General features: G+C 64.5%; 14 protein-coding genes and 2 tRNA genes. 13 read left to right on the forward strand and 3 right to left on the reverse strand.

The features are described 5' to 3' along the window. Positions 1-56: 56 nt before the first annotated feature. Both VF673_RS01370 and VF673_RS01375 read left to right on the forward strand, forming a co-directional pair. On the forward strand, positions 57-1,241 hold the full coding sequence (locus VF673_RS01370) for an acetyl-CoA C-acyltransferase (RefSeq protein ID WP_090537760.1): 1,185 nt from the start codon (positions 57-59) through the stop codon (positions 1,239-1,241). 121 nt (positions 1,242-1,362) lie between these two features. Further along, a complete protein-coding gene (locus tag VF673_RS01375; RefSeq protein WP_440290615.1) occupies positions 1,363-3,159 on the forward strand; it encodes an acyl-CoA dehydrogenase in 1,797 nt (598 codons plus the stop codon). A gap of 118 nt (positions 3,160-3,277) precedes the next feature. Here the strand turns inward: VF673_RS01375 and VF673_RS01380 are convergent, their stop codons facing one another. Next, on the reverse strand, positions 3,278-3,814 hold the full coding sequence (locus VF673_RS01380) for a methylated-DNA--[protein]-cysteine S-methyltransferase (protein ID WP_440290616.1): 537 nt from the start codon (positions 3,812-3,814) through the stop codon (positions 3,278-3,280). A gap of 259 nt (positions 3,815-4,073) precedes the next feature. On the opposite strand from VF673_RS01380, the gene VF673_RS01385 reads away from it, so the two are divergent. The 10 genes from VF673_RS01385 to VF673_RS01430 all read left to right on the forward strand — a co-directional run bounded on the left by VF673_RS01385 (position 4,074) and on the right by VF673_RS01430 (position 20,392). After that, positions 4,074-6,551 carry a heavy metal translocating P-type ATPase gene (locus VF673_RS01385; RefSeq protein WP_440290617.1) on the forward strand — a complete coding sequence of 826 codons (2,478 nt, stop codon included), beginning with the start codon at positions 4,074-4,076 and terminating at the stop codon, positions 6,549-6,551. Positions 6,552-6,826: 275 nt separating this feature from the next. Next, positions 6,827-8,272, forward strand: a complete 1,446-nt coding sequence (locus tag VF673_RS01390; RefSeq protein WP_440290618.1) for a YfcC family protein — start codon at positions 6,827-6,829, stop codon at positions 8,270-8,272. 24 nt (positions 8,273-8,296) lie between these two features. After that, positions 8,297-9,526, forward strand: a complete 1,230-nt coding sequence (locus tag VF673_RS01395) for an arginine deiminase (protein WP_440290619.1) — start codon at positions 8,297-8,299, stop codon at positions 9,524-9,526. An 18-nt stretch (positions 9,527-9,544) separates the two neighbouring features. Beyond that, positions 9,545-10,546 carry an ornithine carbamoyltransferase gene (argF, locus tag VF673_RS01400; protein ID WP_440290620.1) on the forward strand — a complete coding sequence of 334 codons (1,002 nt, stop codon included), beginning with the start codon at positions 9,545-9,547 and terminating at the stop codon, positions 10,544-10,546. Between the two features lie 2 nt (positions 10,547-10,548). Further along, on the forward strand, positions 10,549-11,463 hold the full coding sequence (arcC, locus tag VF673_RS01405; RefSeq protein WP_090538444.1) for a carbamate kinase: 915 nt from the start codon (positions 10,549-10,551) through the stop codon (positions 11,461-11,463). A 108-nt stretch (positions 11,464-11,571) separates the two neighbouring features. Continuing rightward, complete coding sequence (locus VF673_RS01410; RefSeq protein WP_440290621.1) at positions 11,572-12,672, forward strand: HlyD family secretion protein; 1,101 nt, start codon at positions 11,572-11,574, stop codon at positions 12,670-12,672. Then, positions 12,665-15,391: a ribosome-associated ATPase/putative transporter RbbA gene (gene rbbA / locus VF673_RS01415; RefSeq protein ID WP_440290622.1), complete on the forward strand. Its 2,727-nt coding sequence runs from the start codon at positions 12,665-12,667 to the stop codon at positions 15,389-15,391. The genes VF673_RS01410 and rbbA overlap by 8 nt, the downstream gene beginning before the upstream one ends. Position 15,392: 1 nt before the next feature. Beyond that, positions 15,393-16,523 carry an ABC transporter permease gene (locus VF673_RS01420; protein WP_440290623.1) on the forward strand — a complete coding sequence of 377 codons (1,131 nt, stop codon included), beginning with the start codon at positions 15,393-15,395 and terminating at the stop codon, positions 16,521-16,523. A gap of 168 nt (positions 16,524-16,691) precedes the next feature. After that, positions 16,692-19,028 (forward strand): xylulose 5-phosphate 3-epimerase, encoded by a 2,337-nt coding sequence (locus VF673_RS01425; RefSeq protein ID WP_440290624.1) that lies wholly within the window; start codon positions 16,692-16,694, stop codon positions 19,026-19,028. 5 nt (positions 19,029-19,033) lie between these two features. Next, positions 19,034-20,392: an MBL fold metallo-hydrolase RNA specificity domain-containing protein gene (locus VF673_RS01430; protein ID WP_440290883.1), complete on the forward strand. Its 1,359-nt coding sequence runs from the start codon at positions 19,034-19,036 to the stop codon at positions 20,390-20,392. A gap of 241 nt (positions 20,393-20,633) precedes the next feature. Here the strand turns inward: VF673_RS01430 and VF673_RS01435 are convergent. Together VF673_RS01435 and VF673_RS01440 are read right to left on the reverse strand one after the other, a co-directional pair. Beyond that, positions 20,634-20,709, reverse strand: a tRNA-Gly gene (locus VF673_RS01435). Positions 20,710-20,725: 16 nt separating this feature from the next. After that, positions 20,726-20,801, reverse strand: a tRNA-Glu gene (locus VF673_RS01440). 325 nt (positions 20,802-21,126) lie between these two features. Here VF673_RS01440 and VF673_RS01445 point away from each other — a divergent pair. Then, a complete protein-coding gene (locus tag VF673_RS01445) occupies positions 21,127-21,888 on the forward strand; it encodes a hypothetical protein (protein ID WP_090538450.1) in 762 nt (253 codons plus the stop codon). Positions 21,889-21,900: the final 12 nt, after the last annotated feature.

Here is a 21,900-nt window from a genome sequence, read left to right on the forward strand (position 1 = left end):
CCTTTACTCTCGGCACCCGAAGCAGGGTGCCAGGCTTGAAAAACAGGAGCTGAACCATGACTGATGCAGTAATCGTTTCCACGGCCCGTACCGGCCTGGGCAAATCCTACCGCGGCGCACTGAACGACACCCACAGTGTCGACATGGCCGGTTTCGTGATCCAGGAAGCGGTCAAGCGCGCAGGCATTGACCCGGCGCTGGTCGAGGACGTGATCCTCGGTGCCACCTTCCACGAAGGTGCTCAGGGCAAGAACATGGCCCGTCTGGCAGCCATCCGTGGCGGCCTGCCGGTAACCACCGCCGGCATGTCCCTGAACCGCTTTTGCAGTTCCGGCCTGCAGTCCATCGCCATTGCTGCCCAGCGTGTGGTCAGCGAGAAGATCCCGGCCATCGTTGCCGGTGGCGTGGAATCCATCAGCCTGTGCCAGAACGACAAGATCAACATGTTCCGCGGCACCAACGAATGGATCATGAAGAACAAGCCCGAGCTGTACCTGTCCATGATCGAGACTGCCGACATTGTCGCTGCCCGCTACAACGTCAGCCGCGAGTCCCAGGACGAGTACTCCCTGATCAGCCAGCAGCGCGTGGCTGCAGGTCAGGAGTCCGGCAAGTTCGACGACGAGATCGTACCCTTCACCACTACCATGAAGGTGCAGAACAAGGAAACCGGCGAAATCACCAGTCAGGAAGTCACCCTGACCCGTGACGAGTGCAACCGTCCGAGCACCACCCTGGAAGGCCTGGCCGCTCTGCAGCCGGTGCGTGGTCCGGAGCACTTCGTCACCGCCGGTAACGCCAGCCAGCTGTCCGACGGCGCCTCCGTCTGCACCGTGATGAACAGCAAGGTCGCCGAGCAGCTGAACATCGAGCCCATGGGTATCTTCCGTGGCTTCGCCGTCGCCGGCTGCGAGCCCGATGAAATGGGTATCGGTCCGGTCTTCGCCATTCCGCGTCTGCTTGAGCGCAACGGCCTGACCATGGACGACATCGGTCTGTGGGAACTGAACGAAGCCTTCGCTTCCCAGGTTGTCTACTGCCGCGACCGTCTGGGCATCCCGATGGAAAACCTGAACGTCAACGGTGGCTCCATCGCTATCGGTCACCCCTACGGTGTCACCGGCTCCCGCCTGACCGGCCATGCGCTGATCGAAGGCAAGCGCCGTGGCGTCAAGTACGTGGTTGTCACCATGTGCATCGGCGGTGGCCAGGGCGCTGCCGGTCTGTTCGAGATCGTCTGAGGCACCCACAAGCCTTAAGCGGCAAGCAGCAAGCAAACCCCGGGCCGCGCTCGGGGTTTGTGTTTTCTGGCTTGCCTCCGATTGTCTTGCAGCCTGAAGCTGCCTTCCCAGGGAAATTGCCATGCAGAAGATCATCAACACCAACGATCTGGCCTTTCTGTTGTACGAGCTGCTGGATGTCGAGCGTTTTACCCGATATTCCCGCTATGCCGATCACAGCCGCGACACCTTTGATGCGGCCATCGAACTGGCACTGAAAGTCGGTGCGGAAACCTTCGCACCGCACAACCACCTGTGCGACGGCGACGAGCCGCGCTTCGAGAACGGCAAGGTGGTGATCCGCCCGGAGGTATCCGAGGCGCTGGCGGTACTGCGCGATACCGGCCTGATGGCTGCCGCCCAGGATTACGAGCGCGGCGGCATGCAGTTGCCCTCGGTCATCGCCCAGACCTGCATCGGTCTGATCAAGGGCGCCAACGTCAGCACCCAGGCCTACGCCGGGCTGACCATCGCCGCCTGCAACCTGATCATGGCCCACGGCAGCGAGGAATATAAGCGCCGCTTTGCCGAGCCGATGATGGAGGGTCGCTTCTTTGGCACCATGTGCCTGACCGAGCCCCAGGCCGGCTCCTCACTGGCCGATATCAAGACCCGCGCGGTGCCCGCCGAGGATGGCAGCTACCGCATCAGCGGCAACAAGATCTTCATCTCCGCCGGCGACCACGAGCTGAGCGAGAACATAGTGCACCTGGTATTGGCCAAGCTGCCGGACGCACCGCCCGGCGTGAAGGGTATCTCCCTGTTCATCGTGCCCAAGTACCTGGTCAACGAGGATGGCAGCCTGGGTGAGCGCAACGACGTGACCCTCGCCGGCCTGATCCACAAGATGGGTTACCGTGGCACCACCTCGACCATGCTCAACTTCGGTGAGAAGGGTGGGGCGGTCGGCTATCTGGTGGGTGAGCCGCACCAGGGCCTGGCGCAGATGTTCCACATGATGAACGAGGCCCGTATCGGCGTGGGCCTGGGCTCGGTGATGCTCGGCTACACCGGCTACCTGCATGCACTGGAGTACGCCCGGGAGCGCCGTCAGGGCCGTCCGCTGAAGGAGCGCGACCCGCAGAGCCCGATGATTCCGCTGGTCCAGCACGCCGACATCCGTCGAATGCTGCTGGCGCAGAAGGCCTTCGTCGAAGGCGGCCTGTCCCTGTGCCTGTACGCGGCGACCCTGTCCGATGAGAAGAAGCATGCCGAGGACCCGCTGGTGCGCGAGGAGGCTTCCGGCCTGCTGGATCTGCTGATCCCCATCGTCAAATCCTGGCCGTCGCAGTTCTGTGTCGAGGCCAACAGCCTGGCCATCCAGGTGCATGGCGGTTACGGCTATACCCGGGAGTACCCGGTGGAGCAGTTCTACCGCGACAACCGGCTGAACCCGATCCACGAAGGCACCCACGGCATCCAGGGCCAGGACCTGCTGGGCCGCAAGGTTCCCATGCAGGACGGGCGTTTCTACCAGGCACTGGTCAAGCGCATCCGCAGCACCATCGCCGCGTGCGAAGGGGTAAGCGAACTGCAGGTTTCCGGCCAGCTGCTGGGCGAGGCGCTGACGACCCTGGAGCGGGTGACTGAGGCGTTGCAGGCGATCCGCAAGCAGGATGTGGAGCGGGGACTGGCCAATGCCTGTCTGTACATGGAGTGCTTCGGCCATGTGGTGGTCGGTTGGATGTGGCTGCGCCAGGCCCAGGCCGCACTGCGCGGGCTGCAGGGCAATGGTGTCCAGCCCAAAGCCTTCTACGAGGGCAAGCTCAGGGCCTGCGAGTACTTCATGCGCTACGAGCTGTCCAAGCCACTGGCTCTGGCCGAGGTGCTGGAGCAGGGAGATCGCACCACCCTGGAAATGCCGGACGAGTGCTTCTGACGGATGGGCGCTGGATGTGGACGAGCTGGTGCTCGTCCGTCCCAGGGCGCTCCGGCGGCAACGTCTTTCCCGGGAACGTCGAGTACCAGCTCGATGAGGGGGGCGCAGTGCAGCGGCGCTAGGCCCCGCTTCCCGCCGCCAGCTCCCGCTCCAGCTCGATCAGCCGGAGTTTTCTGTCCACACCCCAGCGATAGCCCGAAATGCCTCCATCGCTGCGCAGCACCCGGTGGCAGGGTACGACCATGGCCAGCGGGTTGGCCGCGCAGGCGCCGGCCACGGCGCGTACTGCGGCGGGGTTGCCGACCCGTCTGGCCAGCTCGGTATAGGTAATGGTCTGACCGGCCGGGATGCGTGACAGCTCCGCCCAGACCCTCTTCTGGAATTCACTGCCGCGGGCCGCCAGCGGGCGTTGCAGTTGCAGCCGGCCCAGCGGGTGGTCCACATAGGCCAGCAGGGCCTGCATGTCCTGTTCCAGACCTTTACTGTCCTGCTTCAGCGTTGCGCTTGGAAAACGCTGCTGCAGGTCTGCGACCATGGCGGCGTCCTCATCCCCCAGCAGAATGGCCGCTACCCCATCATCGGAGACCGCCAGCAGCAACCCGCCGAAGCGGCAATGGCCGGTGGTAAAACGCAGATGCTCGGGCAGGGTTTTCATGGCAGCTCCGGGAAAATGATTTCCGACCAGTGTAGGACCATGGGATAGCGACAACCAGCCCCGGGAGGGAGCGGGTCGCCCCCGGAGATGCTCGGGAAAGACGAACACCAGCTCGTCCACGGGGTGCAGCACCCCTGTGCCACACCAACACTCACATCGAGCTGATACTCGACGCGTCCGAAAGCCGCACTTCAATTGACCCTGACATCATGGCAAGGTCTACTCTTTCCCCATCGTCAGTTCCACAACAGGGTGTCCGATGACTCTTTCCGCCAGCAGCATGCAATCCGCCAGCCTCAGCCTGCCGATCGAAGGCATGACCTGCGCCTCCTGCGTGCGCCGGGTGGAGAAGGCGCTGGCCGGGGTCGAAGGTGTCGAGTCGGTGGCGGTCAATCTGGCGACCGAGCGGGCGGACATCCGCGCCGCCGCGCGGCTGGATGCCTCCGCACTGGTGCAGGCGGTGGAGAAGGCCGGCTACCGGGTACCGGCTGCCACAACCGAGCTGGCAGTACGAAACATGAGCTGTGCCTCTTGCGTCGGCCGGGTCGAGCGGGTGCTCAGGGCGGTGCCCGGGGTGACCGGGGTGGCGGTGAATCTGGCCACCGAGCGGGCCAGCGTTCAGGGGGTGGCCAGCGAACAGGCGCTGCTGGACGCGCTCAGCCGGGCCGGCTATCCCGGTCGGCTGCTGGGTGAGGCGAGCGCTGAAGTCGATTCCGCACGCAGGGAAGGCGAGCGCCGGGCCCTGTGGCGGGACCTGCTCACTGCCGTGGTACTGACCCTGCCGGTGTTTGTCATTGAAATGGGCTCGCACCTGATTCCCGGCATGCATCACCTGGTGGGCCGCACCATCGGCATGCAGAACAGCTGGTATCTGCAGTTCGTGCTGACCAGTCTGGTGCTGATCCTGCCCGGACGGCGCTTCTACCAGCAGGGCGTACCGGCGCTGCTGCGCCTGGCTCCGGACATGAACTCGCTGGTGGCGGTGGGCACGGCGGCGGCCTATGGCTACTCGCTGGTGGCGACCTTCCTGCCGGCGCTGCTGCCCTCCGGGACGGTCAACGTCTATTACGAAGCGGCGGCGGTCATCATCACCCTGATCCTGCTGGGCCGCTATCTGGAGGCCCGCGCACGGGGGCGTACCTCCGAGGCGATCCAGCGGCTGGTCGGGCTGCAGCCCAGGGTGGCCCATGTGCAGCGGGATGGGCAGCTGGTCGATGTGCCGGTGGCCGAGGTGCAGACCGGCGATCTGCTCGAGGTCAGACCGGGGGAACGTATCCCGGTGGACGGTGAGCTGCTTGATGGCCGCAGCTATGTGGACGAGTCGATGATCACCGGAGAACCGGTACCGGTGGAAAAGCTCCAGGGCAGCGCGGTGGTCGGCGGCACCGTGAACCAGACCGGGGCCTTCATCCTGCGCGCCACTGCCGTGGGTGGGCAGACGGTGCTGGCGCAGATCATCCGTCTGGTAGAGCAGGCCCAGGGCTCCAAGCTGCCGATCCAGGCGGTGGTCGACAGGGTCACCATGTGGTTCGTGCCAGCGGTGATGGGGGCGGCCCTGCTGACCTTTCTGGTCTGGCTGCTGGTCGGTCCGCAGCCGGCGCTGACCTTTGCGCTGGTCAATGCGGTGGCGGTGCTGATCATCGCCTGCCCCTGCGCCATGGGCTTGGCCACGCCGACCTCGATCATGGTCGGCACCGGGCGGGGCGCCGAGCTGGGCGTGCTGTTCCGCAAGGGTGAGGCGCTGCAACTGCTCAGGGAGGCCTGTGTGGTGGCGGTGGACAAGACCGGTACCCTGACCGAGGGGCATCCGGTGCTCACCGATCTGGAGCTGGCCGAGGGATTTGACCGGGCGGCAGTATTGGCGCTGGTCGCGGCGGTGGAATCGCGCTCGGAACACCCCATTGCCCGGGCGATAGTCGAGGCCGCCGTGGAGGAGGGGCTCAGCCTGCCGGAATTGACGGATTTCGAATCGGTGACCGGCATGGGCGTGCGTGCCCGTGCGCAGGGGCGGCAGGTGCAGGTTGGCGCTGACCGTTACATGCGTGAGCTGGGGCTGGATGTGGCGCTGTTTGCCGATACCGCAGAGCGCCTGGGCCGCGAGGGCAAGTCGCCGCTGTATGCGGCAGTGGACGGGCATCTGGCGGCCATCCTCGCCGTGGCTGACCCGATCAAGGCCGGCACCCCGGAGGCCATCGACGCGTTGCACAGGCTCGGGCTCAAGGTGGCGATGATCACCGGCGACAACCAGATCACTGCCCGCGTCATCGCCGATCGGCTGGGCATCGATGAGGTGATAGCCGAGGTGCTGCCCGAGGGCAAGGTCGAAGCGGTGCGTCGGCTCAAGGCCGCGCACGGCCGGCTGGCCTTTGTCGGCGATGGCATCAACGACGCCCCGGCACTGGCCGAGGCAGATGTGGGGCTGGCGATAGGCACAGGCACCGATGTGGCCATGGAGGCGGCGGATGTGGTGCTGATGTCCGGTGACCTGCGCGGCGTACCCACCGCCATTGCCCTGTCCCGGGCCACCATAGGCAATATCCGCCAGAACCTGTTCTGGGCCTTTGCCTACAACACGGCACTCATCCCCGTAGCCGCCGGAGTGCTCTATCCCGCCTTCGGTCTACTGCTGTCCCCCATGTTCGCCGCCGGCGCCATGGCCCTGTCCAGTGTCTTCGTGCTCGGCAACGCCCTGCGCCTGCGGCGCTTTGGAAAGAGCGGGCAGCTCACAGTGGCGTAGCGCGCCTGCGCTACGCCCATCCCCCCATCAAGCTGCTGCTCGACGTTCCGGGGCGCGGCGTCGCTGCCCATCCGGGCCGGATTCTTCCCGAGGCCAGTCCCATCGGGGCCTGCGCAGGACTCCGCTTTTATTGACCCATGTCATGGTGTTCCCGCCAGCCAGGTCTATGCTTGGGATAAAGAACTCCCAGCCAGGTCGCGCTGGCTGACCGATATATCCCGGCTTTGCAGTTGCAGGCAGTCTTCGGTGAGGCCCAAGGGCAAGGAGAAATGACAATGAATGAAGGACAAGTAAAACAACAGGATACGGAAGATGTGCTGGCAAGCCGATTTCCGACAGCCTACACCGTCCTGTTTCTGCTGATCGCCGTTGTCGCGGCGCTGACTTGGGTCATTCCCGCCGGCCAGTACGAGCGGGTGATGAACGAGGAGATCGAGCGCGAGGTGGCGATCCCCGGTACCTACCAGCTGGTCGAACCCAGCCCCCAGGGCTTTGTCGACGTCATGCTGGCACCCACCGCCGGTTTCTACGACCCCGACAGCTATGCCGCCAACGCCATCGATGTGGCCCTGTTCGTGCTCTTTCTCGGTGGTTTTCTCGGGGTGGTCAACGCCACCGGCGCCATAGACACCGGCGTCAAGAGCGTCATGCAGCGTCTCAAGGGCCGGGAGATATGGATGATCCCCATCCTCATGGTACTGTTTGCAATAGGCGGTACCACCTACGGCATGGCCGAGGAAACCCTGGCCTTCTACATCATCCTCATCCCGATCATCATCGCCGCCGGTTATGATGCGGTCACCGGGGTCGCCATCATCCTGATCGGTTCCGGCATAGGTGTGCTGGGTTCCACCATCAACCCCTTCGCCACCGTCATTGCCTCCAACGCAGCGAACATCCCCTTTACCGACGGCATGATGCTGCGCATGGTGCTGCTGATCGGCGGGCTCGCCATCTGCATTGCCTATGTCATGCGCTATGCCGCGCGGGTCAAGGCTGACCCGTCCCGTTCGGCGGTGGCCAGGCAGCTCGAAGCCCATCGTCAGCTGTTTCTCAGCGGTCATGACGACCTGGAAGCGGTGCGCCTGACCATGACCCAGAAGATAGTGCTGGTCATCTTTGCCCTGACCTTCGTGGTCATGATCTGGGGCGTATCATCCCAGGATTGGTGGATGGCCAATATGGGGGCGCTGTTCCTTGGTGCAGCCATTGTCATCGGACTGGTTGGACGTCTGGGGGAAAAGCGGCTGACTGGCAGCTTTGTCGATGGGGCCCGGGATCTGCTTGGCGTCGCGCTGGTGGTCGGCCTGGCTCGCGGGATTGTGGTGATCATGGAACAAGGCATGATCGCCGACACCATATTGCACAGCGCTGAAAACAGTCTGGGCGGGTTATCGGAACTTGCCTTTATTAACCTGATGTTCTGGATTGAGGTAGGCATGAGCTTCTTCGTGCCGTCTTCCTCCGGGCTTGCCGTACTGTCGATGCCCATCCTTGCGCCGCTGGCGGACTTCGCCAACGTAAACCGGGATCTGGTAGTTACCGCCTTTCAATCAGCCAACGGACTGGTCAACCTCATCAACCCGACCTTTGCGGTGGTGATTGGTGGCCTGGCTATCGCGCGTGTTTCCTATGACCGCTGGCTGGTTTTCATCTGGCCGTTGCTGCTGACTCTTACCCTGTTCATTACGCTGGTGATCAGCATTGGTACCTTTCTGTAACTGCTGGCCAACGAGGAGTTTTGCATGACTGACTATAAACTGGGCGTTCATTCTGAAACCGGTATTCTTCGGCAGGTTATTGTTTGCAGGCCCGGACTGGCCCATCGCCGACTGACACCCAGCAACTGCAATGCCTTGCTGTTCGACGACGTGTTCTGGGTCAAGCAGGCGCAGAAGGACCACGATGTGTTCGTATCCCTGATGCGCTCGCGCGGGGTGGAGGTTCTGGATGTCAACGAGCTGCTGGCGCAGACGCTGGATATCGACGAGGCGCGGGCCTGGATTCTGGATAACCGCATCACCTGGAACCATGTGGGTGTGGGCATGGTGTCCGACCTGCGAGCCTGGATGGACGCGCTGCCGGGCGAGCGGCTGGCGGAGTTCCTGATCGGCGGCCTGCAGGTCAGCGACCTGCCGTTCAACCCCAGTGGCCTGTTCGGCAACCACCTGGGGCCCTTTGGCTTCATCCTGCCGCCGCTGCCCAACTTCCTGTTCACCCGCGATACCAGTGCCTGGATCCATGACGCCGTGTCGCTGAACCCGATGTACTGGGCCGCACGCCAGCCGGAGACCCTGCTGATGGCAGCGATCTACCGCTTCCATCCCAAATTCGCCGGCAAGGTGGAAACAGTGTGGGGCGACCCGCTCAGGGACTACGGACTGGCGACGCTGGAGGGCGGCGACATCATGCCGGTCGGCAACGGCAGCGTGCTCATCGGCATGGGCGAGCGCACCTCGCCGCAGGCGATCGGCCAACTGGCCAACGCCCTGTTCGAGCGGGGTACAGTCAACCGGGTTGTGGCCTGCCAGATGCCCAGCAGTCGCGCGTCCATGCACCTGGATACGGTGTTCACCTTCTGTGGCGGCAATGTGGTCACCGCCTTCCGTGAAGTGACCGACCAGATCCTCTGCTATGACATCCGTCCCGGCAAGGGCGGCAAGCATATTTCCTTCAGCCGTGATCCGCGGCCGATGTTCGATGTGGTCGCCGATATGCTGGGTTGCGAATCGCTGGTGGTGGTGCCCACCGGTGGGGACACCCCCGCCGAGCGTGAACGCGAGCAATGGAACGACGGCAACAACGTGCTGGCGCTCAGCCCCGGGGTGGTCATCGGCTACGACCGCAATGACGACACCAACGCCGCGCTGGAGGCCGCCGGGATCCAGGTGCTGCAGGTTCCTGGTGCCGAGCTTGGCCGGGGCCGCGGCGGCGGGCGCTGCATGAGCTGCCCGACCATCCGCGATGCCCTCTGACCTGACAGGTGCTGATCCATGGCTTTCAATCTGAAGAACCGCAGCTTCCTCACCCTGAAGGACTTCACCCCGGCTGAGATCGGCTTTCTGCTGAAACTGGCCGCCGACCTCAAGGCCGCCAGGTATGCCGGTACCGAAGTGCCGCAACTGCTCGGCAAGGAGATCGCCCTGATTTTCGAGAAGGACTCCACACGTACCCGGGTCGGCTTCGAGGTGGCGGCTTATGATCAGGGCGCCCATGTCACCTACCTGGGGCCGAGCGGCACCCACCTGGGGCACAAGGAGTCGGTCAAGGATACCGCCCGCGTGCTCGGTCGTGTGTACGACGCCATAGAATACCGCGGCTACGGACAGTCCGTGGTCGAAGAACTGGCCCGGTATGCCGGGGTACCGGTGTACAACGGGTTGACCGATGAATTTCATCCCACCCAGGTGCTTGCCGACTTCCTGACCATGCAGGAGCATGCGGAAAAGCCACTGCGGGACATCGCCTATGTGTTCATTGGCGATGCGGCCAACAACATGGGCGACAGCCTGCTGATCGGCGGCGCCAAGATGGGCATGGATGTGCGTTTGTGTGCGCCACAGAGTTGCTGGCCGTCTGCCGATATCCGCCAACAGGCCGAGCAGATTGCCAGCACCACCGGCGCGCGAATCATGATTACCGACGACATTGACAGCGCGGTAGCGGGGGTGGATTTCGTTTATACCGACGTCTGGGTGTCCATGGGCGAGCCAGAGGAAAAATGGGCCGAGCGGATCAAGCTGCTGCTGCCGTATCAGGTCAACGCCGCACTCATGGCCAGAACGGGCAATCCTTACGTACGCTTCATGCACTGTCTGCCGGCATTCCACAATACCGAGACGGTTATTGGCAAGGAGATCGAGCAGAAGTTCGGCATCGCTGCCATGGAGGTTACCGATGAGGTATTCGAAAGCCCCGCCTCGATCGTTTTCGACCAGGCGGAAAACCGCATGCACACCATCAAGGCGGTACTGGTGGCCACCCTGGGAGGTTGACCATGCTGGTTGTTGCAGCCCTGGGCGGTAACGCCCTGTTGAAACGGGGCGAACCCCTGACTGCGCGCACCCAGCGCGCCAACGTGCAGATTGCCGCCGAGGGGCTGGCGGCGATCATCCGCGCCGGTCATCAGTTGGTGATCACCCATGGCAACGGCCCCCAGGTCGGCCTGCTGGCCCTGCGCACGGCGGCCTACAAGCCGGACGAGCCCTACCCGCTGGACATGCTGGGGGCCGAAACCGAAGGCATGATCGGCTATGTCATCGAGCAGGAACTGGAGAACGCGCTGGGCCATGAGCCGGCTGTGGCGACCCTGCTGACCCAGGTGGTGGTCGATCAGCACGACCCCGCCTTTGCCAACCCCACCAAGTTCATCGGCCCGGTGTATGAGCGGGACGAAGCGCAGGCCCGGGCTGATGCGCTAGGCTGGCATATCGCCCGGGATGGCGACAAGTGGCGGCGTGTGGTGCCCTCACCGACACCGCTGGACATCCCCGATATCCGCGTCATCCGATTGCTGCTGGAGCAGGGGGTGGTGGTGATCTGCGCTGGTGGCGGCGGCATTCCCATCATCCGCCGGGACGATGGCAGCAGCCTGGGGGTCGAGGCGGTCATCGACAAGGACGCCGCCAGCGCGCTGCTGGCCCGACAGCTCAATGCCGATGCTCTCTTGCTGCTGACCGATGTGGATGCCATCTACCGGAACTTCGGTACAGACCAGGCCGCCCCCATCCGCCGGTTGACGGTGGAGCAGGCCAGGGCCATGGATCTGCCCGCGGGATCCATGGGCCCGAAGGTGGCCGCTGCCGCTGACTTTGCCGAGCAGGGTGGTTTCAGTGCGATCGGGCGGCTGGAAGATGCGCTGGATATTCTTCAGGGCCGTGCCGGTACCAGGGTGGCGCGCCAGCCTGAGTAGCGCGGCTGGTATTTTCTGCCGCTATCGTGCAGCGAGTTGACCCAGGGCATTCAGCCGGGCCGGGGTTTGGCTTAGAGTTGGCTGACAGGCAACCACCGAGGATTTTCCATGGCTTCTTCTGTGCTCTCCGGTAAACGCATGCTGGCTCTTCTGATCATTGCCATTCTGGCGCTGCTGGGCTGGTATGCCTGGTCCCACTATGTGCATCAGGACCCGGGGGAGGGCTTTATCAGCGGCAACGGCCGCATCGAGGCCACCGAGATAGACATCGCCACCAAGCTGGCGGGTCGGGTCGAGGAGATTCTTGTGCGCGAGGGCGACTTCGTGCAGGCCGGGCAGGTGCTGGCGCGGATGCAGATAGACAGCCTGCAGGCCCAGCTGGAGGAGGCCCAGGCTGCCCACCAGGAAGCCATTCAGGCAGTGGCCGCAGCCAGGGCGCAGATCAGTCTTCGGGAAAGCGACGTGGCGGCGGCTCAGGCGCTGGTGGCACAGCGTGAAGCCGAACACCAGGCCGCCTCCCGGCGCAGCGCGCGTACCGAGGTGCTGGCCCGGGACGGCTCGGTATCTCGCCAGCAACTGGATGACGACCGCGCCCGGGCGCGCAGTGCTGAGGCCGCAGTGGCAGCGGCCAGGGCGCAGGTACTGGCGGCCCAGGCTGCGGTCGAGGCCTCCAGGGCGCAGCAGAGCGGGGCCGAGTCTCGGGTAGCCGCCACTCAGGCAACCATCAACCGCATTCAGGTTGAACTGACCGACAGTGAACTCAAGGCGCCGCGCAACGGCCGGGTACAGGTGCGCGTGGCCCAGCCGGGCGAGGTGCTGGGGGCCGGTGGGCGGGTGCTGAATCTGCTGGACCTGGCCGACGTCTACATGACCTTTTTCGTCCCGGAGGTGGTGGCCGGCCGTCTGGCGCTTGGCAGCGAAGCCCGTCTGGTGCTGGATACCGTGCCGGATCACGTGATTCCGGCTCGCGTCTCCTTCGTTGCCAGCCAGGCCCAGTTCACCCCCAAGACCGTCGAGACGGCCAGTGAGCGACAGAAACTGATGTTCCGGGTGCGCGCTCAGATTCCGCCCGCGCTGCTCGAGCGCTACCTGGAACAGGTCAAAACCGGGGTGCCGGGTGTGGCCTGGCTGAAGCTGGATGCCGATGCGCCCTGGCCGCCGGAGCTGGCGGTATCCGATCAGCTGTTGAAGCTGCTGGCCGATGAGTGACTTTGTCGCCCGCTTGCAGGGCGTGCGTCTGGATTATGGCAAGACGCGGGCACTGGATGGCATCGATTTGACGGTGCCGGCCGGCTGCATGGTCGGCCTGCTCGGCCCGGACGGAGTCGGCAAGTCCAGCCTGCTGGCGCTGATCTCCGGCTCCCGGCGTATCCAGCAGGGCAGTGTGCAGGTGCTCGGCGGTGACATGGCCGAACGGGGCCACCGCAATCAGGTATGCCCGCGTATCGCCTATATGCCCCAGGGCCTGGGGCGCAACCTCTACCCGACGCTGTCGGTGGAGGAAAACCTGCAGTTCTTTGCCCGGCTGTTCGGGCATGGTCAGGCCGAACGCCGCCGGCGGATCGACCACCTGACCCGCGCCACTGGCCTGCACGGCTTCCTGCAGCGCCCGGCTGGCAAGCTGTCCGGCGGCATGAAGCAGAAGCTGGGCCTGTGCTGTGCACTGATCCACGATCCCGATCTGCTGATCCTCGATGAACCCACCACCGGGGTCGACCCGCTGGCCCGTGCCCAGTTCTGGGAGCTGATAGCCGATATCCGCCGCCAGCGGCCGGGCATGAGCGTGCTGGTCGCCACCGCCTATATGGACGAGGCGCAGGGCTTCGACTGGCTGGTGGCCATGGACCAGGGCCGGGTGCTGGCCACCGGCAGCCCCGCCGAACTGCTGGAAAGCACTGCCAGCGAGTCGCTGGAGCAGGCCTTCGTTGCGTTATTGCCGGAAGAGCGCAAGCGCGATCACGCCCCGGTGGTCATTCCGCCGCTGGACGTCGACGAGAACGATATCGCCATCGAAGCGAAGAATCTGGTGCTGCGCTTCGGCGACTTTGTCGCTGTCAAGGATGTCAGTTTCCGCATCCGCCGGGGCGAGATCTTCGGTTTTCTCGGCTCCAATGGCTGCGGCAAGACCACCACCATGAAGATGCTTACCGGCCTGCTGCCGGCGAGTGAGGGGCAGGCTTGGCTGTTCGGCAGTGAAGTCAGCCCGAAGGATATCGAGACCCGCCGCCGGGTCGGTTACATGACCCAGGCATTTTCCCTGTACAGCGAGCTTACCGTGCGCCAGAACCTGGTGCTGCATGCGCGGCTGTTTGCCGTGCCTGAAGAGCAGATTCCGGCTCGTGTCGAGGAGATGATCCAGCGTTTTGGTCTGGTCGATGCGGTCGACAGTCTGCCCTCGAACATGCCGCTGGGAATGCGCCAGCGCCTGTCGCTGGCGGTGGCCATGGTGCACAAACCCGAGTTGCTGATCCTCGATGAGCCTACTTCGGGGGTTGATCCGGTGGCCCGGGATGCCTTCTGGCGGCTGCTGATCGAACTGTCTCGCAAGGACGGCGTCACCATCTTCCTCTCGACCCACTTCATGAACGAGGCCGAGCGCTGCGACCGCATGTCGATGATGCACGCCGGCATCGTGTTGGACAGCGATGAGCCGGCGAAGCTGGTGGAGAAGCGCGGGGCGGCCAATCTTGAAGAGGCGTTCGTGGGCTATCTGCTGGAGGCCGGAGCCGGAACCGATCAGCCGCAGGGGGAGCTGTCCGCCGCGCCGCTGGTGGAACAGGATGTGGCCGTTGCGCCACGTCGCCAGCGCTTCAGTTGGCAACGCATGCTCAGCTACCTGTGGCGCGAAGCCCTGGAGCTCCAGCGCGACCCGATCCGTGCCACCCTGGCGCTGGCCGGATCGATCATGCTGATGTTCGTGATCGGCTTCGGCATCAGTCTGGATGTGGAGGATCTGCGCTACGCGGTGCTGGATCGGGACGACACCAGCCTCAGCCGCGACTATGCCCTGCAACTGTCGGGCTCGCGCTACTTCATCGAACAGCCGCCGCTCAGTGATTATCAGGAACTGGACCGGCGCATGCGCAGCGGCGAGGTGTCGCTGGCCATCGAGATACCCCACGGCTTTGCCCGGGACGCGTTGGCCGGGCGACCGGTGGAGATCGGCGCCTGGGTCGATGGGGCCATGCCCCAGCGCGCGGAAACCCTCAAGGGCTATGTGCAGGGCATGCACCAGCACTGGCTGGTGACCCAGCTCAGCCAGCGCGGCGGTGCGCTGCCGACCGGTGCCGAGATCCAGACCCGCTTCCGCTACAACCCGGACGTGCAGAGCCTGCCGGCCATGGTGCCAGCGGTGATCCCGTTGCTGTTGCTGATGATCCCGGCCATGCTCACCGCGCTGGCGGTGGTGCGGGAAAAGGAAACCGGCTCGATCACCAACTTCTACGTCACCCCGGTCACCCGCAGCGAGTTTCTGCTCGGCAAGCAACTGCCCTATGTGGCGCTGGCGATGGTCAACTTCCTGCTGATGAGTCTGCTGGCGGTGACCGTGTTCGGTGTGCCGATCACCGGCAGCTTCGCCGCTTTGGCGCTGGCGGCGCTGGTGTTCAGCTTCGTCGCCACCGGCATGGGCCTGCTGGCCTCGTCGATCACCCGCAGCCAGATCGCCGCCATGTTCTTCGCCATGATCGGCACCATGGTGCCCGCCACCCAGTTCTCCGGGCTGATCGACCCGGTATCCTCGCTGGAAGGAACCGGGCAACTGATCGGGCAGATCTATCCGGCCACGCACATGGTCACCATCAGCCGCGGCGTGTTCAGCAAGGCGCTGGGGCTGGCCGAACTCAGTGGCGCCTTCTGGGCCATGCTGCTGTCGGTGCCGGTGATCATGGGCCTGGCGGTGATGCTGTTGAAGAAGCAGGAGCGCTGACATGAACCGTCGAACGCTGGCCAACATCTACCGCCTCGGGGTCAAGGAACTGTGGAGCCTGTGGCGCGACCCGATGATGCTGGTACTCATCATCTATGTGTTCACCGTGGCCGTATACACCGCCGCCAACGCGATGCCGGAAACCCTCAACCGCGCACCTATCGCGGTGGTCGACGAGGACGACTCGGCACTGTCGCGGCAGATCATCTCGGCCTTCTACCCACCGTATTTCACCGAGCCGCAGATGATCAGCATGGCGCAGATGGACGAGGGCATGGACGCCGGGCGCTACACCTTCGCCCTGTACATCCCCCAGGGCTTCCAGCGCGACGTGATGGCCAACCGCAGCCCGGATCTGCAGCTCAACGTCGATGCCACCCGCATGAGCCAGGCGTTTACCGGCAGCGGCGCAGTGCAGCAGATCATCCAGGCCGAGATCAACGAGTTCCTGCAGCGTGAACGGGTTGCCAGTCAGCCACCGGTGGACCTGGTAGTACGCGCACGCTTCAACCCGTCCCTGGAGAGGGCCTGGTTCGGCAGCCTGATGCAGGTGATCAACTACATCACCATGCTGTCGATCGTACTGACCGGCGCAGCGCTGATCCGCGAGCGCGAGCACGGCACCATCGAGCACCTGCTGGTGATGCCGGTCACCCCCACCGAGATCATGCTGGCCAAGATCTGGTCGATGGGGCTGGTGGTGCTGGTGGCGGCGGCCGTATCGCTGAACCTGGTGGTGCGCGGCATCCTCGGGGTGCCGGTGGAGGGCTCGCTGCCGCTGTTCTTTACCGGCGCTGCGCTGTGCCTGTTTGCCACCACCTCGATGGGCATCTTCCTCGCCACCCTGGCGCGCAACATGCCGCAGTTCGGTATGCTGATGATGCTGACCATCATTCCGCTGCAGTTGCTTTCAGGCGGTTCGACACCGCGGGAAAGCATGCCCGAGCTGGTGCAGAACATCATGCTGGCAGCCCCCACCACCCATTTCGTCGAGCTCGGTCAGGCCATTCTCTACCGTGGCGCCGGTATCGAAACCGTCTGGAAACCCTTCCTCGCCCTGGTCCTGATCGGCGCTGTGATGTTTGCCGGTTCGCTGCTGCGGTTCCGCAAGGCGATTACGCGGATGGCGTAGTCTGGCGTTACCCTGAGGGACGAGCACCAGCTCGTCCAGCGAGGCTGCTGGCCAGCACAGAGGCTTGAACCAGGCCGCCCATCGAGCTGGTGCTCGACGTTCCCAGCGGCGCGATACTCCCGAGCGAACAAAGGAAACACCAAACAATGACTACAAGGAGTACCACCCATGAGCACTGACACCGATCCCCGCAGCCAGTGGCTGGCCGGCTATGGCCCGATTCACCATGACCAGCAGACCCGCCAGCGCATCGCCGAGCTGGCTGCCCAGCTGGTGGCGGACGGGCGGATAGCGGATGAGGATCGCTTCTACGCCATGCTCGCCGCCGCTGACCGGCTGACCTGCGCCGGGATGAATGTGGTCGCCCACATGACCTACGCCAGGCGGGTGGATCTGGATGGCCAGCCACTGGCCGCCGAGGATTTCAAGCCGGTGCCCGAAGGGCACACCGGTGGTTCCCTGAACATGGTGCCCGCCTTCGTCGGCTATCTGCTGGCCAACGCCCTCAGCGGACGGACCCGGGCCTGGCTGATGGGCCAGGGCCACTGCGTCGCCGCGATAGAAGCGATCAACACCCTGACCGGTGACCTGTCCCCGGCCCAGCAGGGCCGTTATGAACTGAGTGAAGCCGGACTGGCGCGCCTGTGCCAGGACTTCTACTCCTACCAGACCGATGCCGGCGGCATGCCCTCGGCACCCCTTGGCAGCCACGCCGGACCGAACACCGCCGGGGCCATCTCCGAAGGTGGTTACCTGGGCTTTGCCGAACTGCAGTACATTCATATGCCGCTGCCGGGGGAAAGCCTGGTGGCCTTCCTCAGTGATGGCGCCTTCGAGGAACAGCGGGGTTCGGACTGGGCCCCGCGCTGGTGGCGCGCCGAGGACTGCGGCATCGCCATCCCGGTGATGATCCTCAACGGACGCCGTATCGAGCAGCGTACCCAGATCATCCAGGAGGGTGGCCCCGAATGGCTGCTCGAGGATCAGCGGCACAATGGTTTCGATCCGGTGATCATCGATGGTCGCGACCCGGCGGCCTTTGCCTGGGCCATCCTGATGGCTGAGGACCGGCTTGAGGCCTTTGCCGCCGATCCGCAGCGGCGCTATCCGGCGCCCTTGCCCTATGTAATTGCCGAGACCGAAAAGGGTTTCGGCTTCCCCGGTGCCGGCACCAACGCCGCACACAACCTGCCGCTGGTGAGCAATCCGCACCGGGATGCGGTGGCGCGCGAGCTGTTCAACAGCAGCGCTCGGGCCCTGCACGTGCCGCTGCCGGAGCTGCAGCAGGCAGTGGCCACCCTGGCTAACCACGACAGGCAGAACCGCCCGCTGGAAAGCCGCAACCCGCTGGTCCATCGCGAGCCGGCAGCGCCGGTCCTGCCGACCCCGCAATGGCAGGCCCCGGGGCTGGAGGACAGTGCCATGACGGCGCTGGATCGCTGGTTTGTCGAGCTGGTCAAGGCCAACCCGCAGTTGCGGGTACGGGTCGGCAATCCCGACGAGCTGGCCAGCAACAAGATGGGCGAGACCCTGGCGATGCTCAAGCACCGGGTCAACGAGCCGGAGCCGGGTGTTCCGGAGGATCTGCACGGATCGGTTATCACCGCACTCAACGAGGAGGCCGTGGCCGCCGCCGCGCTGGCCAACAAGGCAGGTCTGAACCTGATTGTCAGCTACGAGGCGTTTGCGGTGAAGATGCTCGGCCTGATGCGCCAGGAGGCGATTTTCGTCCGCCGCCAGAAGGAGCTCGGCCAGCGGCCGGGCTGGCTGCCGGTACCCCTGGTCGTCACCTCCCATACCTGGGAGAACTCCAAGAACGAGCAATCGCACCAGGACCCGACCATCGGCGAAGCGCTGCTGGGGGAGATGTCGGACACCGTGCGGGTACTGTTCCCGGTCGGTGGCAACACCACGGTGGCAGCCATGCGCTCGGTCTATGCCGGTCGCGGCCAGCTTGCCTGTGTGGTGGTCTCCAAGCGCGAGGTGAAACAGTATCTGGATGGCGCCGGGGCCGAGGCACTGGTAGAGCAGGGCGCGGCCCATGTGGTGGGCGACCCGACCAGCGCCGATGTACAGCTGATCGCCATCGGTGCCTATCAGCTGGAGGAGGCGCTGCGGGCCCAGGCTGCGCTGGCGCAGCAGGGACGGGCCGCCTGCGTCACCGTGATCATCGAGCCGGGTCGGCTGCGCAGCCCGCGGGATGAGCTGGAAGCGAGCTTCGTGCTGGATGATGCCAGACTCCAGGCGCTGTTCCCGCCGGGTATGCCCCGGGTGATCCTCACCCACACCCGCCCTGAACCCATGCTCGGCATCCTGCGGCGGATCGACAGCGGCCCCCAGAAGACCCGGGCGCTGGGTTATATCAGCCGTGGCGGCACCCTGGATGTGGCCGGCATGCTGCGCGCCAACCGCTGTACCTGGCTGGACGCCCTGCGCGCCACTGCTCTGGTGACCGGCTGGGCCCTGTCCGAGCCGGATGAACAAGACCAAGCCCTGGATAACTGACGATGCTGACACTGACCTGTCTTGGTGGCGCCGGAACCGTAACCGGCTCGAAACACCTGCTGACCCACGATGACACCCGCATCATGATCGATTGCGGCCTGTTCCAGGGGCTGAAGAACCTGCGTGAGCTGAACTGGCGACGCCTGCCGATCAACCCCCACAGCGTCGATGCGGTGGTGCTCACCCACGCCCACCTGGACCACTGTGGCTACCTGCCCAGGCTGCTGCTGGATGGCTTCGAGGGCGAAATCTATGCCAGCAGGGCCACCCGGGATGTGGCCGAGCTGATCCTGCTTGACAGCGCCTGGCTGCAGGAAAAGGACGCCGAGTTTGCCAACCGCAAGGGTTTTACCAAGCACAAGCCGGCACTGCCGCTGTACCGGGTGGTGGATGCCGAACGGACCATGCGGCAGTTCCGCACCGTCGCCTGGCACAAGGAAATCGAGCTGCCCGGCAATGCCCGGATGCTGATGCGCCGGGCCGGGCATATCCTCGGCGCGGCGACCGTGCAGATCGAAATCGCCGGCAAGCGGATAGTGTTCTCAGGGGATCTGGGGCGCTACCACGATCCAGTCATGCATGACCCCGAGCCGGTGACCGAGGCGGACTATATCGTGGTTGAGTCCACCTACGGCAACCGCCGGCATGACAACGCCGACCCGCAGGAGGCCCTGGCCCAGGTGATCGAGCGAACCGTGTCCCGAGGCGGCACCGTGGTCATTCCAGCCTTTGCCGTGGGCCGGGCGCAGAGTCTCATCTACCAGTTGTGGCGCCTGAAGCAGGCGGGGCGGCTGAAGAATGTCCCCATCTACCTCGACAGCCCCATGGCGACCAGCGCCACCGAGCTGCTGTGCCGGCACAATGTCGATCACAAGCTCACCGCCGACGAGTGTGCGGCAGCCTGCGGAGCGGTGAACTACATCCGTGACGTGGAGGAATCCAAGGCGCTGTCGGCCAACCGCTACCCCAAGGTGATCATCTCCGCCAGCGGCATGGCCACCGGCGGCCGGGTACTGCACCACATTGCCGCCTTCGGCGGCGACCACCGCAATACCCTGCTGTTCTCCGGCTTCCAGGCCGCCGGTACCCGTGGTCGCAAGCTGCTGGAAGGCGCCCGGGAGGTGAAGATCTACGGACACTGGATGCCGGTCAACGCCGAGGTCACCGAGCTGCCCATGCTCTCGGCCCATGCTGACAGTGATGAACTGATGCGCTGGCTGTCCGGCTTCCAGCGTCCACCGCGGCGGGTATTCATAGTGCATGGCGAGCCGGAGGCCTCCGAAGCACTGCGCGAGCGCATCATCCGCGAGCTGGGCTGGGACGCCACGGTGCCGCTGCAGGATCAGGTGCTGGAGTTGTACTAGGCGTTGGGCGGGATGAGCAGGCTCGCCCCGTTTCATCGAGCTGGTGCTCGTTCCTGCCGGTACTCGACGTTTCTGCTGGCGCTTGGCGTCGCCGAAAAAAGGGGGCTCCCGGGAGGGGCGAGCACCAGCTCGTCCAGCGGCAGTGAGCCTTGTTGCCAATACCGGCAAAGCGCAGGCACAAAAAAAGAGCCCTGAGGCTCTTTTCTGTTCTTCAGTACAGCAGGGCTGCCTGAAGATGATCTGGAGCGGGAAACGAGACTCGAACTCGCGACCCCAACCTTGGCAAGGTTGTGCTCTACCAACTGAGCTATTCCCGCAAATCTGACGCCGAAGTGGCGTCCCCTAGGGGACTCGAACCCCTGTTACCGCCGTGAAAGGGCGGTGTCCTAGGCCACTAGACGAAGGGGACGTATCCGGACTTCACAGTGCCGAGGTGTTAACCCTGGCTACCTGCGGCGTTCTTCGCTGTGCGTTGTTCGCTGCAAGTGGCGCGCATTTTAGGCATGGCCCGAGGGGGCGTCAACCCCTCAAGCCAATATTTTTTCAGGTTTTTTTCGATTTCCGCGAATTCTCTGGGCTGGCGGCCCGGAAGGATATTTTCCGGGGCCTCGGGATCCCCGGACAGCCTTGCCGTTACGCTTCATTGTCGCCATGCTCAAGCGGATCTGTCTTCGATTGAGTTGCCCTGCCGACTGTGGCATAACGATATCCACCCCCGTCGATGGAGAGAGATTTTGTCTACCACGCTGATTGTCGCCCTGGTTGTCGGCGGCCTGGCCATCGTCATCGCCATCGGCTTCTTCAGCCAGGCGGTGGAGCGCGCCCGTCTCGAGAAGGCCCGGGCGGTGGCGGAGCTGCATGCACGGTGGAATCACTGCAACGGGATCAATGCCGCACTGCCCGGGCAATTCATGAGCCCCGACCTGAAGAAACTGCTGCTGACAGTGGAAGCCGCGCTGCTGGAGCGTCTGCTCAGTCACGATCCGCGTCACGAAGCCGCTGGCAGGCTGGCCAAGGTGCGTGAACAGCTGGCCGGCGCAGGTGCCTCGGCAGGCAACCCCGAGATGAACATCAGCGATGAGACGGCGGCGCAGAAAGTACGCCAGCAGCTGGGCGAGCTGCTGCGTGTTCTGGAGCTGGCTCGCCAGGATGGACTGATCGATGATGGAACGCTGCTTCGCTGGTCGCAGAAGATCCGCCGGCAGCGCACCGAGGTGACCCTCAACATGCTCCGTGCCCTGGCCGAGGCCGCCATGCAGGCCGGCAAACCACGGGTGGCCAAGCTGCAATATGAGAGAGCGGTCGCCTATCTGAGCAAGCAGGGCGCGAACGCCCCAGCCGATCAACTGGCCGTCTTCCGTCATCTGCTCATTCAGGCCGAGCAGGCGGCTGCCCAGATGGAGCGGGCAGCGCCGGGTACGGCCCTGAGTGAAGGGGTGCAGGCGCTGGAGGAGGATGATCAGGCGTGGCGCAAGAAAGCCCTGTACGATGACTGAAATCCACTGACG

The organism is Halopseudomonas sp. Lyrl_26, assembly GCF_051948695.1.
GTDB classification, from domain to species: Bacteria; Pseudomonadota; Gammaproteobacteria; order Pseudomonadales; family Pseudomonadaceae; genus Halopseudomonas; species Halopseudomonas formosensis.

Coding starts and splice junctions, on each gene's coding strand:
- rbbA (WP_440290622.1), top strand. CDS start 12,665: ATGAGTGACTTTGTCGCCCGCTTGCAGGGCGTGCGTCTGGATTATGGC.
- VF673_RS01380 (WP_440290616.1), bottom strand. CDS start 3,814: ATGAAAACCCTGCCCGAGCATCTGCGTTTTACCACCGGCCATTGCCGC.
- VF673_RS01425 (WP_440290624.1), top strand. CDS start 16,692: ATGAGCACTGACACCGATCCCCGCAGCCAGTGGCTGGCCGGCTATGGC.
- VF673_RS01395 (WP_440290619.1), top strand. CDS start 8,297: ATGACTGACTATAAACTGGGCGTTCATTCTGAAACCGGTATTCTTCGG.
- VF673_RS01370 (WP_090537760.1), top strand. CDS start 57: ATGACTGATGCAGTAATCGTTTCCACGGCCCGTACCGGCCTGGGCAAA.
- arcC (WP_090538444.1), top strand. CDS start 10,549: ATGCTGGTTGTTGCAGCCCTGGGCGGTAACGCCCTGTTGAAACGGGGC.
- VF673_RS01385 (WP_440290617.1), top strand. CDS start 4,074: ATGACTCTTTCCGCCAGCAGCATGCAATCCGCCAGCCTCAGCCTGCCG.
- VF673_RS01420 (WP_440290623.1), top strand. CDS start 15,393: ATGAACCGTCGAACGCTGGCCAACATCTACCGCCTCGGGGTCAAGGAA.
- VF673_RS01375 (WP_440290615.1), top strand. CDS start 1,363: ATGCAGAAGATCATCAACACCAACGATCTGGCCTTTCTGTTGTACGAG.
- VF673_RS01390 (WP_440290618.1), top strand. CDS start 6,827: ATGAATGAAGGACAAGTAAAACAACAGGATACGGAAGATGTGCTGGCA.
- argF (WP_440290620.1), top strand. CDS start 9,545: ATGGCTTTCAATCTGAAGAACCGCAGCTTCCTCACCCTGAAGGACTTC.
- VF673_RS01410 (WP_440290621.1), top strand. CDS start 11,572: ATGGCTTCTTCTGTGCTCTCCGGTAAACGCATGCTGGCTCTTCTGATC.